Raw genomic sequence first — 12,622 nt, 5'->3', positions numbered from 1 at the left:
TTGGCAACAGAAAAACCCTGTTGAAAGACGAAAGGTAGAACGATGAAGTTCAAGACTGCTCACAAGATGCTCGCGACGGCGGTCGTCGCGACGATGGCCGCCACCGGTTTGGCGGGCTGCAACCGCGACGGCGGATCCGAATCGGCCGCCTCCGGGACGGTCGTGCTGGCCGTCTCCACCCAGACCAACCCCTTCTTCGTCCAGCTGGTTGACGGCGCCAAGAAGGAGGCCAAGGCCAAGGGGATCAACCTCCAGGTCCAGGATGCCTCTGACGATGCCGCCACTCAGGCCAACCAGCTCGCCAATGCGGTGTCCACCGCGGCCAAGGTCGTCATCGTCAACCCGACCGATTCCGACGCCGTCGCCCCCTCGGTCAAGGCCCTCAACAAGGCCAAGATTCCGGTCATCACCGTCGACCGCAGCTCCTCCAGCGGCGACGTCGCCTCCTTCATCGCCTCTGACAACGTCGCCGGTGGCGTCGAGGCTGCCAAGGAGCTCGCCAAGATCATGGGCGACAAGGGCGAGATCATCCACCTGCAGGGAACCCCGGGAGCCTCGGCATCCCGCGACCGTGGCAAGGGATTCACCGGGGAGATCGCCAAACACCCGGGCATCAAGGTGGTCGCCAAGCAGACCGCCAACTTCGATCGCTCCAAGGCCCTCGACGTGACGACCAACCTCCTGCAGGCACACCCGAAGGCTGCTGGCATCTTCGCCGAGAATGACGAGATGGCCATCGGCGCCATCTCCGCTCTGGGATCGAAGGCTGGCAAGAGCGTCAAGGTTGTCGGCTTCGACGGCACTGCTGACGGCATCAAGGCTGTCAAGGCTGGAACCCTGGGAGCGACGATCGCTCAGCAGCCCGCTCTGCTCGGCAAGGTCGCGGTGGACCAGGCCGCCGACATTCTGGCCGGCAAGACGGTTTCCAAGACCACCCCGATCAAGGTGGTGCTGGTGACCAAGGACAACGCGAAGGACTACGAATGAGTGATCGATGCGTGACAGCATCCGGGAAGGTCGCCGTCGTCGGGTCGATCAATGCCGACATGAGAGTCGGTGTGGAGAGGTTCCCCGGGCCGGGGGAGACCCTGGCCGGGGGAGAGGCCACCCTGACCCCCGGCGGCAAGGGAGCCAACCAGGCTCTTGCGGCGGCACGTTGCGGAGCCCAGGTGGAGATGGTTGGTGCTGTCGGGAATGATCCGACGGCTGAGACAGCCCTCTCCCTGCTCTCGGAGTGCGTCGGCCTCGACGGTGTGGTGCGGCGAGACATCCTGACGGGGACTGCCGTCGTCATGGTGGCCGATTCCGGGGAGAACTCGATCATCGTCATCGCGGCCGCCAACGGGTCGGTCGACGCCGCGAGCGTGCATGCGCAGGCCGAGAGGGTCGGGGACGCTGACGTCGTGGTCTGCCAAGGGGAGATCCCGCGTGACGGGATAGCCGAGGCAGCTCGATGCGCCGAGCGGTTCGTGTTCAATCTGGCTCCGGTCATCAACGTTGACCCGGAGGTCATTCGGATGGCCGATCCACTGGTGGTCAACGAGCACGAAGCGGCCCTCGTCGCTGCCGCGTTGGGGTCGACGACGCCTCGCCTTGAAGAGGATCCTGACGCCGCCCTGCGCGAGTTGTTGGATCTGGGATGTCGCAGTGTCGTCATCACCCTGGGATCGGCCGGCTGCATCGTCGGCGGACCGGAAGGGTTCGATTCGGTGCCGGCAACGAAAACGGTGGCTGTCGACACGGTCGGTGCGGGGGACGCCTTCGTCGGTGCCTTGGCTGCTGAGCTGGCTCGCGGACGCAGCCTTGTCGAGGGTTGCCGTTTCGCCACTGCGGTGGCGACTCTGACGGTGACCAAATCAGGAGCACAAGCCTCCTACCCGAGCATTGGAGAGATCGAGAACATTCGCCAAGGAGATCAAGCATGAAGAAGAGCGGACTGCTCAACCCCCAGTTGTGTGCGGCGGTAGCCAGGTTGGGGCACACCCAGACCTTCGTCGTGGCAGACGCCGGGTTGCCGATTCCCGCGGACGTCCCGGTGATTGATCTCGCGCTGGTGCTGGGAACTCCGAGGTTCCAGGAGGTTTTCGACGCCATCCTGGACGAGGTCGCCGTCGAGGGGGCCACGATCGCCACCGAGGCTGTCGGCCACGAGCCGGAGGAGTGGGTGAGGAATCGGATCGACGAGGTCAAAGCCGTCAGTCACGAAGACCTGAAGAAGGCACTTCCGAGTGTCTCCTTCGTGGTGCGAACCGGTGAGACGACTCCATACTCCAACGTCATCGTTCATTGTGGTGTGGCGTTCTGAGTGGAGCACGACACCTCGATTGGATCCCGACTTGCTCCGAACATTAAGTATCCATTAGAGTTTTTACTCGCAGTCGGGAAACCGGTCGAGGTTCGGGCCTATAGCTCAGTCGGTTAGAGCGCCGCCCTGATAAGGCGGAGGTCACTGGTTCAAGTCCAGTTAGGCCCACCATCAAAACCGCCTCTGACAAGGAAACGTGTCGGGGAGTGTTGTCATTCCTAGAAGATCAGGCGCCTCTTGGGTCGTCTTGTCACCGGCTGTCGTACGCCGTTCTGGCCTCTTCTGACAAGTGTCGTCCCTCGTCCATCGGTCAGGTTCCTCGTAGTGGTGTAGCGGTGTGATCCTGCACTTACCGCCCGCCCCACCCAAGCGAGAGAACACACCACTACACCACTACGAGGAACCTGACCGGCCGTGCCCGCGATCGCTGCACCGAGGTAGCCGACGGTCACGCTCGACTGCGACGGGGTGACCTTCACGCGCCACAGCCACCTTGGCGGCATCCTGCACCAAGCAATGCTGTGGGCGGCTGCCTCCCTCCGATCAGGTGAGGAAAGGGCCTCCACCACTAGACTCGTCCCTACACACCGGCTGGCCATACTTGGTCATGCCGGGAGGACGGAGGAGAGTATGGCCCGACGACCCCTTGCCGACGAGGCCATCGACGCGATCTTGGACCACATCGTCGACGGCACGTTTGCGCCCGGCGAGGCGTTGCCGTCGGAACAGGACCTCGCGAATCTCCTTGGTGTCTCGCGCCCGACGATGCGGGAAGCGGTCCGTGCGCTCACCGACCGTGGCATCCTCAACGTCGTGCACGGCCGTGGCACCTACGTCACCGAGCAGCGTGAGTGGCGCGACCTGCCCACGCTCATCAACGTCGTCGCCCGCACCACCTCACCCCGGGAACTCGGCCGTCAGCTCACGGAGGTGCGGCGGATGATCGAGGTTGGCGCCTGCGGACTTGCTGCGCAGCACCGTACAGACGAGGACCTCGACGCCCTGCGAACATGCCTCGCAGACTATGATCGGGCTGCCGCCAGGGAAGACATCGAAGAGGTCGTCCGCCTCGACCTCGACTTCCACGAGTGCATTCTCCGCGCGACAGGCAATCCCTTCCTCGCCCCCGTCATGCACTCGCTGACCGATGCCCTTCAGCGTTCCCGTCGGGTCACCTCGGCGCAGGTTGAGGTGCGGGAGCGCGCGACGCGCCACCACCGCGACATCCTCCGGGCGATCAAGGTCAGGGACGCGGAGGCAGCTAAGAACGCCATGCGGGCACACATGACGCAGACGCGCGACGACATCGTGAAGTTTGCCTCGGACCACTGAGCCGGCCAAATCTCCGACGATCCCTTGCGCAACATTCTTCGGTGTGTCTACCATCAAGCAAAGACCTCAGAGGTCTGAGCACAAAGGAGTGAGAGCATGGCTTTCCTGTTGGCCGAACTCTTGGACGGGATGCCCCCAGCGCGTGAGCTGACGGCAGCGGACGTCGTCGAGGCGCGTACGAGAGCGAACGACACCACCACCTACGTCGTCCTCGACGACGACCCCACCGGCACGCAGTCCGTCGCCGATCTTCCGGTGCTCACGCACTGGGAAGTCGAGGACTTCCGCTGGGCCTTCTCGAGCGGGAAACCCGCCGTCTACGTCATGACCAACTCGCGGTCGCTGGCCCCCGACGACGCAGCGCGCGTCAACAGGGAGGTCGTAGCCGCCGCGCTCGAGGCCAGTCAAGGGCACCCCGTCGCTTTTGTCTCGCGCTCGGACTCCACGCTGCGCGGGCACTTCCCGTTGGAGCCCGACACTATCGCCGACGAGCTAGCTCGGCATGGAGCGCGCCCTGTCGACGGCGTGGTCATCGTCCCTGCCTTCGGTGACGCGGGCCGAATCACGGTACGCGGTACCCACTACGCCGGATCCGTGGCCGAGGGGTTCTCACCCGTCGGCGAGACGCAGTTCGCGCGCGACGCGACGTTCGGCTACTCCTCGTCGTACTTGCCTCGCTGGGTGGAGGAGAAGACCGACGGCGCCGTCCCCGCCGCCGACGTGCTGGTGCTCGATCTCGCCACGCTCCGCGCCGACCATGAGGGCGCCATCGCGTTGCTGCGCTCGGCGACAAACCGGCAGCCGATCGTCGTGGACATCGTGGAAGAGAACGACCTGCGCGCTCTGGCGCTCGTCCTCATCGCGGCAGAGTCCGCTGGCTCGCACTTCGTGTATCGCGTAGGTCCGCCGTTTCTCCGCGGCCGCATCGGACAGGCTGTCAAGGAGCCTGTGAGCGTCGACGAGATCCGCGCCTCCCGCAGCGGTCGTGACGTTACGCCGGGCGGACTAATCGTCGTTGGGAGTCACGTGGATCTCACCACTCACCAGCTCAACCTTCTCCGCGAGACGCAACAGCCGTTCGAGCTCGAGATCGAGGTGGCGCAGATCGTCGATGAGGGCCGTCGGGATGAGCATGTTCGTGATGTCGCTGCCCGCGCGGCAAAACACCTCGCCGAAGGGAATGTGGTCGTCCGCACTTCCCGGGCCCTCGTCACGGGCCCCGACGGGCAGGCGTCGCTCGACATCGCTCGGAGAGTCTCGGAGGCCGTCGTCGAGGTGGTGCAGCAGGTGCTGGCGAAGACGTTGCCGCGGTTCGTCGTCGCCAAGGGTGGCATCACCTCATCCGACGTGGCGACGCACGGGCTCGGCTTCCGGCGGGCTAACGTCGTCGGTCCGATGCTGCCGGGCATCGTGTCGCTCTGGTCCGCCCAGGACGGCCCCGCAGCAGGCATTCCGTTTGTCGTGTTCGCTGGCAACGTTGGGCAGGCCGATTCGCTGTCCGAGGTCGTCGTGAAACTCACCCAAGCTTGATCCCACCCCCTCCAACCGAAAGGATTTACCATGAACATCGCCGTTCTCGGTCTGGGTGCCATGGGACTGCCCATGGCCACCTGGCTTACTCAGTCATTCACCGTGACGGGCTTCGACATCGCCGACGAGCGCGTCCAGCTCGCAGCCGAACAGGGGGTCACCTGCCGCGCCAGCGCGCGAGAGGCCTGCGCCGACGCGGACGTCGCCCTTGTCGCAGTGCGCAATCAGGCCCAGCTCGAAGAGCTCCTCTACGGCGGCGCGGGCATCGTCGAGATGTTGCCGAAGGGCAGCGCGATCATCCTCACCTCCACCGTCGGTATTGCTGCTGTCGAGCAGGTCGCGCAACGGCTTGCGGACGACGGCATCGGCCTCGTCGACGCGCCCGTCTCAGGAGGCCCCGTCCGCGCGGGCAAGGGTGACCTGCTGGTCGTCGTCGGAGCGTACCCCGACGTGTATGCCCACGCCCTTCCTGTGCTCGAGGCCATGGCCTCCAACCTGGTGCTCGTCGGTGAAACGCCCGGCAAGGGGCAGGCCATGAAGACGGTCAACCAGCTCCTCTGCGGCGTACATATCGCCGCCGCGGGCGAGGCGCTGGCGCTCGCGGGCCAACTTGGCCTGGACCAAGAGAAGGCCCTTGAAGCGCTCATGTCCGGCGCTGCCGCGTCTTTCATGCTGGGCGACCGCGGTCCCCGCGCCATTCAACGCTATCGTGGCGAGGAGGCTGAGGTGAAGTCACGCGAAGACATCTTCGTGAAGGACATGGGGATCGTGACGGCCGCCGCCAAGTCGGTGGGCATGGCCGTTCCCGTCGCGGCCGCAGCCGAGCAACTCTACCTGCTCGGCTACGCGAACGGTCAGGCTGCGCGTGACGATTCGTCGATCATCGACGTCGTCACCCCAAAACGGGGCTGACATGGGAGCCGGAGCGCTGCTCGGCATCGCACTCGGTGCCATCGTGCTGCTGTTGTTGCTGGTTATCGAAGTCAAGATGCCAGCATTCGTTGCCATGCTGCTCGTGTCATTCGGTACCGCGTTGGCAGCGGGTATTCCATTGCTCGACATCATCCCGACGATGACCACGGGCATGGGCAACACACTGTCCAGCGTGATGATCGTCGTCGGCCTCGGCGCGATGTTGGGGCGCCTGATCGAGACGGCCGGCGGTGCCGACTCACTCGCGCAGCGCTTCTCGGCCGCGCTGGGGCCGAAGCGCGTCGTCGCTTCCGTGACTGCGGCCGCATTCGTCCTCGGCATTCCCGTGTTCTTCGATGTGGGGTTCATCATCCTTGCTCCGATCATCTTCGGCTTCGCTCGCGCAGCCAAGATCAATCCCCTGCGCATCGGCCTCCCCGTGGCAGGTGCAATGCTGACGGTGCACGTCGCCCTGCCTCCGCATCCGGGCCCGGTTGCTGCTGCGGGTATCACGGGTGCCGACAACGGCATGTCACTGCTCATCGGCCTGCCGATTGCGGCTGTGACCACGGTGATCGGTTTCATGGCCGCAAAGCTGTTCAAGCTGGAGAGCGTCACGCTCGGGGAGTCGCCGGCCACCAAGCCGGCGGGGCCCGTCGACGGCGGAACTCGCCAGCCGCTGGGGGCCGGGACCGTCGTCGCGCTCATCCTGCTGCCGATCGTGCAAATCATGATCGGCACTGTGGGCAACATGATGCTCGCCAAAGGCTCGATGCCGCAGAAACTCGCGGCAGTCATCGGTGCCGCCCCGCTCGCACTCCTCACAGCAGTGATCGTGGCCTACCTCGTCGTCGGACATCAGCAGCGGTGGGGGCTGGCGAAGCGAGGGTTGGTGCTCGACTCGGCATTACCGGACGTGGCAGTAATTGTGTTCGTCACCGGCGCGGGCGGAGTGTTCGCGAACGTGCTGGTCACGTCGGGTATCGGTAAAGCATTCTCCGAAGTGCTCATCGGCCTCCACATGCCGGTCATCCTCGCTGGCTTCCTGATCGCCGCTGCGCTGCGCGCCTCGCAGGGCTCGGCCACCGTCGCGATCCTCACCGCCGCTGGTCTGATGGCGCAGCCAATCGCCGACGTCGGCTACAGCAGCACCCAGGTGGCGCTCGTCACGCTCGCGATTGGCTTCGGTGGCCTCGGCCTGTCGCACATCAACGACTCTGGCTTCTGGATCGTCACGAAGTACCTTGGGCTCAGCGTCAAGGACGGCCTGCGCACCTGGACAGTGCTGTCGACGATCTTCAGCCTGACAGGCTTCCTGCTGACGTGGGGAGTGTTCGCGCTGGTCTCCTGATCAGGGCGCTGTAAGGCCCCGTCGGAATGGGCGAAGACACACCCACTCGGGTTTTCCCGGGCGGGTGCGCCCTGTGGGACGAATGCGGGAAAGCTCCCGACATCATTTACCATGCCCGCCATGACGCCATAGCGGCGTCAAGTTGGGAGAAACCGCATGATTCACGTGTCACAGCGGGTCAGACGTCTCATGAGTGTCATCGTGGCTGCCTTCGTGGGCCTGGTGACCCTCGTGGGCCCCGGAATGGCCCAGGCACATGCCGACGACTCCTCGTCGGTCAAGGGCAAGACCTTCATCATTGCCACTGACACCACCTTCGCACCGTTTGAGTACCGTGACACCTCCGGTGAGATGGTCGGTATCGACATGGACCTCATCCATGAGATTGCGACCCGTGAGGGATTCAAGGTTGACATCAAGGCGATTGGCTTCGACGCCGCCCTCCAAGCGGTTCAGGCGAAACAGGCCGACGCTGTGCTCTCGGGAATGACGATCACCGACGAGCGCAAGAAGATCTTCGATTTCTCGGATCCGTACTTCCAGTCTGGCGTGCAGATGGCCGTCAAGAAGGATTCGGACATTTCCGGATACGAGGGCCTCAAGGGCAAGACCGTGGTCGGCAAGACCGGCGCCGAGGGCTTGGCCTACGCCAAGTCCATCTCGAAGAAGTACGGATTCACCGTCAAGGCCCTGGACAAGGCCGACACCATGTACTCCGAGGTGCAGACCGGTAATGCAGCGGCTGTCTTCGACGACTACCCGGTACTGGCCTACGGCATCGCCCAGGGCAATGGCCTCAAGACCGTCACGCCCAAGGTGGCTGGCGGGTCCTACGGTTTCGCGGTCCTCAAGGGCAACAATGCTGCCCTCAAGGATGCCTTCAACAAGGGGTTGGCAGACGTCAAGGCTGATGGCACCTACGACAAGATCGTCGACAAGTACCTCAAGGCCTCCGACTCCGAGGCCGATCAATCCTTCTGGCAGCTCTTCGTGAGCAGCTTCCCCGCCCTCATGAAGGGTCTGGGAATGACCCTGGCCGCCACCGCGCTGAGCTTGCTGTTCGCGTCGATCCTTGGCGTCATCTTCGGGTTCTGCAAGGTGTCCGGCATCGGGATTCTCAAGGCCATCGCGGCCATCTACGTCGACATCTTCCGAGGGACACCGTTGTTGGTCCAAGCCTTCTTCTTCTACTTCGGTCTACCTACGGTGACCGGGATCAAGATCGGCGTGCTGACGGCCGGCGTCCTGACCCTGTCCCTCAATGCTGGTGCCTACATGACCGAGATCGTTCGCGGCGGCATCCAGTCCGTTGATCCTGGGCAGATGGAGGCATCCCGGTCCCTGGGCCTGAACTGGATGCAGTCGATGCGCAAGGTCATCGTTCCGCAGGCGGTCAAGATCAGCACCCCGGCTGTCATCAACCAGTTCGTCATCAGCCTCAAGGACACCTCCCTGCTGGCTGTCATTGGATTCGCCGAGCTCACGTATCAGGGTCAGCAGATCATCGCCCGGAACTTCCGGTCCTTCGACATCTGGCTGATGGTCGGCATCATCTACTTCATCGTCATCTTCGCCCTGACGAAGCTGTCGAACTTCGTCGACAGAAAGGTGAACAAGTGACCACCGCAACTACCTATGACGGCCCCATGATCGAGGTCATCGACCTGCGCAAGTCCTTCGGGGAGCTGGAGGTGCTCAAGGGCATCTCCGCCACCATCACCAAGGGTGAGGTGCTGTCCATCATCGGCCCCTCCGGGTCCGGAAAGTCGACCTTCCTGCGCTGCCTCAACCTGCTTGAGGAGGTGACGAGCGGCACCGTCAAGGTCGAGGGACAGGACCTCACCGCCAAGGACACCGACATCAACAAGGTGCGTCAGAAGGTGGGAATGGTCTTCCAGCACTTCAACCTGTTCCCGAACATGACCGTCGCCGAGAACATCATGCTGGCCCCGGTGCAGCTCAAGAAGACCAATAAGAAAGAGGCTGCTGAGCGCGCCCATCGGATGCTGGAGCGGGTGCACATGGCCGACAAGGCCGGCGCCCGTCCCTCGCAGCTGTCGGGTGGTCAGAAGCAGCGTGTCGCGATCGCGCGCGCCCTGGCCATGGACCCCGATGTCATGCTCTTCGACGAGCCGACCTCGGCCCTCGACCCGGAGATGGTCGGTGAGGTGCTCGACGTCATGAAGGACCTTGCCGAGGGCGGTATGACGATGGCCGTCGTCACCCACGAGATGGGATTCGCCCGAGAGGTCGCCGACAAACTGATGTTCATGTCCGATGGCTACCTCGTGGAGGAGGGAGACCCGGTCGAGGTGCTCTCCAACCCCCAGAACGAGAGGACGAAGAACTTCTTGTCGAAGGTGTTGTGAGACACCCTGAGATCCGACGTGGCGACGCTCCAAGGCGTCGCCACGTCCGTGGTGTTGCGCTAGGTCGGCGAGCCAGATATACCCGGATCGTGTGTGGTGATCGGGTTGCTGACCGTCGGGGCTGCTACTCCTGGTGGCAGGGGACCGATCATGAACCCGTTCTCCACCACCATGGTGGGTGACGCCAGACGGAACAGCGTCAAGGTATGAAAGAGTTCTCGAAACGACAATAGGAGGACGATGTGAGCCAGGATCGACGGGATGTTGTTCGAGGACTGCCGCTGTACAAGCCGGGGGCCGCTCCCGGTGAGGGGGCCGTCAAGCTGTCGTCCAACGAGAACCCGTTCGGGCCGTTGCCGAGCGTCGTCGAGGCCGTCACTCGGATGCTCGCCGGGTTCAACCGTTACCCGTCGATAAGTGCTGAGGAGGTGCGCTCGGTCATCGCCGAGCACGTCGGCGTCGACATGCGCCAGGTGGCCCTCGGGGCCGGGTCGACCGAAGTCGCCAGCCAACTCATGCATGCCTTGGCCAGCACCGGTGACGAGATCATCTTCCCCTGGCGTTCCTTCGAGGCCTACCCGATCCTGACTCAAGTCGCCGGGGCCACTCCGGTCCCGGTGCCGTTGACGGAGGATCTGCGTCACGACCTCGACGCGATGTCCGCCGCGATCACCGACCGCACCCGGCTCATCCTCCTGTGCACCCCCAACAACCCGACCGGGACGGTCCTGCACACCGACGAGGTGGAGGAGTTCCTGGTCAAGGTGCCCGAGGAGGTTGTCGTCGTCATGGATGAGGCCTACTGCCACTTCAACAAGGATGAAGGTGCCGTCGACGGGATCGGCCTTCTCGACCACCACCCGAACGTCGTCGTCCTGCGAACCTTCTCCAAGGCGTACGGCCTGGCAGGCCTGCGCATTGGTTTCGCCATCTCCAGTCCCGAGATCAGCGACGACCTGCGTCGCGTCGCCACCCCGTTCACGGTGACCTCTCTCGCTCAGCAAGCTGCGGTCGCGTCGCTGGCCGTCGAGGACCAGCTCGACGAGAGGATCCAGCAGATCATCGCCGAACGCACCCGGGTTTTCGATGCGCTGGTCGAGCAGGGGTGGGGGATCAGTCCCTCCCACGCGAACTTCCTGTGGCTGGCAACAGGGGACGACACCGACCGGGTTGACGAGGTCCTGGTGTCCCGGGGCGTCTATGCCCGGTGCTGGAGTGGCGAGGGAATTCGCTTGTCGATCGGGTTGCCCGAGGAGAACGATCGAGCGATCGACGCGCTGGCTGCTGCGGTCAGGGGCTGAGTTTCAGATCCCCAGGAAGTCCCGCCATTTCGGTAGCTCGGCGTTGACCTGTGCCATTCCGAGTGCATAGGCCTGACGCAGCTTCGTGACGTCCTTCTCCCTGTTGGTGACGGGCATGACTCGCGGGTAGAAGACGTATGCCTTCCCGTCTGTTTCAAGGTCACGCAGCATCTCCCGGGTGGCGTTGTACTTGGCCGGCCGGGCGATGATGGCTTCGGCGACAGCAGGACGACGCCGGAAGAGCCTGTTGATCGCTCGGGGACGTTTGATCTCACTCTTCACGTAGTCGCGTGTTCGGGTGCAGACGACGAAGAACCGGTCATAGCCATCGAGCTGGGCGGCGTCGATCGGGATACCACCCGCGTCACCGATGGCACCGTCGACGTACTCGACGCCGTCAATGGTCACCGGGGGCATGAACCCCGGCATCGTCGAGCAGGCCCGTACTCGCACCATGAGATCGTCCATGGTGGACATCTCGTCGCGGGTGAACCATTTCTGCTCGCCGTTGTCGGTGCGGGTAGCGCCAATACGTAGTTGCTGAGTGGATTCCGAGAAGGTCTGGAAGTCGAAGGGAAGTGCTTGGTTGGGCTCACCGGTGCGCTGGTAGATGTACTCGGCGTGGAAGAATCCGCGCCCGGTGATCCAGGTGCCGACATTGCCGAATCGGGGGTCGGCGGCGAAGTCGGTGAAGCACTGCCGGGTACGCCAGGGGTCGCGAGAGAGGTAGTTGGCAGTGTGGGTTGCCCCGGCCGATATGCCGGAGACGTGGGGGAATTCCCAGCTCATCTCCAAGAGTTTGACGACGACGGCGCTGGTGTACGAGGCGCGCATCCCACCACCCTCGAGGATCAGAGCCGTGCGTTCCATGGGAGTGGTCATGTGTCCAGCCTGCCACGGTGCGAGTTGATCTTGGCGGGCAGAATGGGGGAGTGACCTTTCCGACCGACGTTCCCCATGGTGGCGACCCTGAACGGGCCGGGGACGTTGATGTCCGGCCACTCGTCGAGGAGGACCTGGAATGGCTGTGGCACTGGAACGTTGAGGTCGTCGATCCGCAATGGAAGCACTGGGACGGACCGTATTTCGGGGTCGATGATGGCCGTGGTTTCGAGGAATTCGCCGAGGAATGGCGCTCGGGTCTCATGACTGGCCACAGGGCTGTGGCGACGGTGGATGGAAAGCGTGCTGGATTCGTCTCCCGGTTTGAGGAGCCGCCAGCTGGAGGTGGTTGGTGGGAGGTCGGGATCGTGTTGTTCCAACCAGCCGTGTGGGGGCGGGGAGTGGGACGCAGAGCCTTGCGGTTGTGGACCGAGGAGACCTTCGCAGCCACCGATGCTCAGGTGGTGACTCTGACGACCTGGGGTGGCAATGGCAGAATGATTCACTGTGCCAATGCTGTGGGATACCGAGAATGTGGCAGGATTCCACAAGCACGGTCGTGGCAAGGGCGTCGTTGGGATTCGGTGACGATGGCCCTGTTGCGTGCTGACTGGACGGGTTGAATCTGGCAAGAGGTGGA

Annotated in this window: 12 protein-coding genes and 1 tRNA gene; 12 read left to right on the top strand and 1 reads right to left on the bottom strand. The window is 63.8% G+C overall.

Going from position 1 to position 12,622, the window contains the following annotated elements; translation table 11 throughout:
* The first annotated feature begins 42 nt into the window (after positions 1-42).
* From PALO_RS10495 to hisC, 11 genes are all read left to right on the top strand, one after another.
* The gene (locus tag PALO_RS10495) at positions 43-987 is read left to right on the top strand and encodes a D-ribose ABC transporter substrate-binding protein (RefSeq protein ID WP_015583536.1); all 945 of its coding nucleotides are present in this window, start codon (positions 43-45) and stop codon (positions 985-987) included.
* On the top strand, positions 984-1,925 hold the full coding sequence (locus PALO_RS10490) for a ribokinase (RefSeq protein ID WP_015583535.1): 942 nt from the start codon (positions 984-986) through the stop codon (positions 1,923-1,925). The genes PALO_RS10495 and PALO_RS10490 overlap by 4 nt, the downstream gene beginning before the upstream one ends.
* Complete coding sequence (rbsD, locus tag PALO_RS10485; RefSeq protein ID WP_015583534.1) at positions 1,922-2,305, top strand: D-ribose pyranase; 384 nt, start codon at positions 1,922-1,924, stop codon at positions 2,303-2,305. The genes PALO_RS10490 and rbsD overlap by 4 nt, the downstream gene beginning before the upstream one ends.
* A 94-nt stretch (positions 2,306-2,399) precedes the next feature.
* Positions 2,400-2,476: transfer RNA gene (locus PALO_RS10480), tRNA-Ile, on the top strand.
* 459 nt (positions 2,477-2,935) lie between these two features.
* A complete protein-coding gene (locus tag PALO_RS10475) occupies positions 2,936-3,637 on the top strand; it encodes a FadR/GntR family transcriptional regulator (protein WP_015583533.1) in 702 nt (233 codons plus the stop codon).
* Positions 3,638-3,733: 96 nt separating this feature from the next.
* Positions 3,734-5,167 carry a four-carbon acid sugar kinase family protein gene (locus PALO_RS10470; protein ID WP_015583532.1) on the top strand — a complete coding sequence of 478 codons (1,434 nt, stop codon included), beginning with the start codon at positions 3,734-3,736 and terminating at the stop codon, positions 5,165-5,167.
* 30 nt (positions 5,168-5,197) lie between these two features.
* Positions 5,198-6,079, top strand: coding sequence for an NAD(P)-dependent oxidoreductase (locus tag PALO_RS10465; RefSeq protein WP_004810097.1), 882 nt, complete (start codon positions 5,198-5,200; stop codon positions 6,077-6,079).
* 1 nt (position 6,080) lies between these two features.
* Entirely contained in the window at positions 6,081-7,430 is a 1,350-nt protein-coding gene (locus PALO_RS10460; protein ID WP_015583531.1) for a GntP family transporter, read from the top strand.
* A gap of 156 nt (positions 7,431-7,586) precedes the next feature.
* Positions 7,587-9,050: an amino acid ABC transporter substrate-binding protein/permease gene (locus PALO_RS10455; protein ID WP_015583530.1), complete on the top strand. Its 1,464-nt coding sequence runs from the start codon at positions 7,587-7,589 to the stop codon at positions 9,048-9,050.
* On the top strand, positions 9,047-9,799 hold the full coding sequence (locus PALO_RS10450) for an amino acid ABC transporter ATP-binding protein (protein WP_023033253.1): 753 nt from the start codon (positions 9,047-9,049) through the stop codon (positions 9,797-9,799). The genes PALO_RS10455 and PALO_RS10450 overlap by 4 nt, the downstream gene beginning before the upstream one ends.
* Positions 9,800-10,041: 242 nt before the next feature.
* A complete protein-coding gene (hisC, locus tag PALO_RS10445; RefSeq protein WP_015583528.1) occupies positions 10,042-11,100 on the top strand; it encodes a histidinol-phosphate transaminase in 1,059 nt (352 codons plus the stop codon).
* Positions 11,101-11,103: 3 nt separating this feature from the next.
* On the opposite strand, the gene PALO_RS10440 is transcribed toward hisC, so the two are convergent.
* Positions 11,104-11,982 carry a patatin-like phospholipase family protein gene (locus tag PALO_RS10440; protein ID WP_041710155.1) on the bottom strand — a complete coding sequence of 293 codons (879 nt, stop codon included), beginning with the start codon at positions 11,980-11,982 and terminating at the stop codon, positions 11,104-11,106.
* 50 nt (positions 11,983-12,032) lie between these two features.
* Here PALO_RS10440 and PALO_RS10435 point away from each other — a divergent pair, with 50 nt between their 5' ends.
* A complete protein-coding gene (locus PALO_RS10435) occupies positions 12,033-12,605 on the top strand; it encodes a GNAT family N-acetyltransferase (protein ID WP_004810109.1) in 573 nt (190 codons plus the stop codon).
* The last annotated feature ends 17 nt before the right edge of the window (positions 12,606-12,622 follow it).

The sequence above is a fragment of the Cutibacterium avidum 44067 genome (assembly GCF_000367205.1).
Classification (GTDB): Bacteria; Actinomycetota; Actinomycetes; order Propionibacteriales; family Propionibacteriaceae; genus Cutibacterium; species Cutibacterium avidum.
The sequence above is the reverse complement of the archived record's forward strand: the minus strand, read 5'-3'. Positions and strand labels throughout refer to the sequence as shown.

What these genes read in the sequence shown, in the direction of transcription:
- PALO_RS10495 (WP_015583536.1), top strand. Translation starts at nt 43, where the DNA reads ATGAAGTTCAAGACTGCTCACAAGATGCTCGCGACGGCGGTCGTCGCG.
- PALO_RS10490 (WP_015583535.1), top strand. Translation starts at nt 984, where the DNA reads ATGAGTGATCGATGCGTGACAGCATCCGGGAAGGTCGCCGTCGTCGGG.
- rbsD (WP_015583534.1), top strand. Translation starts at nt 1,922, where the DNA reads ATGAAGAAGAGCGGACTGCTCAACCCCCAGTTGTGTGCGGCGGTAGCC.
- PALO_RS10475 (WP_015583533.1), top strand. Translation starts at nt 2,936, where the DNA reads ATGGCCCGACGACCCCTTGCCGACGAGGCCATCGACGCGATCTTGGAC.
- PALO_RS10470 (WP_015583532.1), top strand. Translation starts at nt 3,734, where the DNA reads ATGGCTTTCCTGTTGGCCGAACTCTTGGACGGGATGCCCCCAGCGCGT.
- PALO_RS10465 (WP_004810097.1), top strand. Translation starts at nt 5,198, where the DNA reads ATGAACATCGCCGTTCTCGGTCTGGGTGCCATGGGACTGCCCATGGCC.
- PALO_RS10460 (WP_015583531.1), top strand. Translation starts at nt 6,081, where the DNA reads ATGGGAGCCGGAGCGCTGCTCGGCATCGCACTCGGTGCCATCGTGCTG.
- PALO_RS10455 (WP_015583530.1), top strand. Translation starts at nt 7,587, where the DNA reads ATGATTCACGTGTCACAGCGGGTCAGACGTCTCATGAGTGTCATCGTG.
- PALO_RS10440 (WP_041710155.1), bottom strand. Translation starts at nt 11,982, where the DNA reads ATGACCACTCCCATGGAACGCACGGCTCTGATCCTCGAGGGTGGTGGG.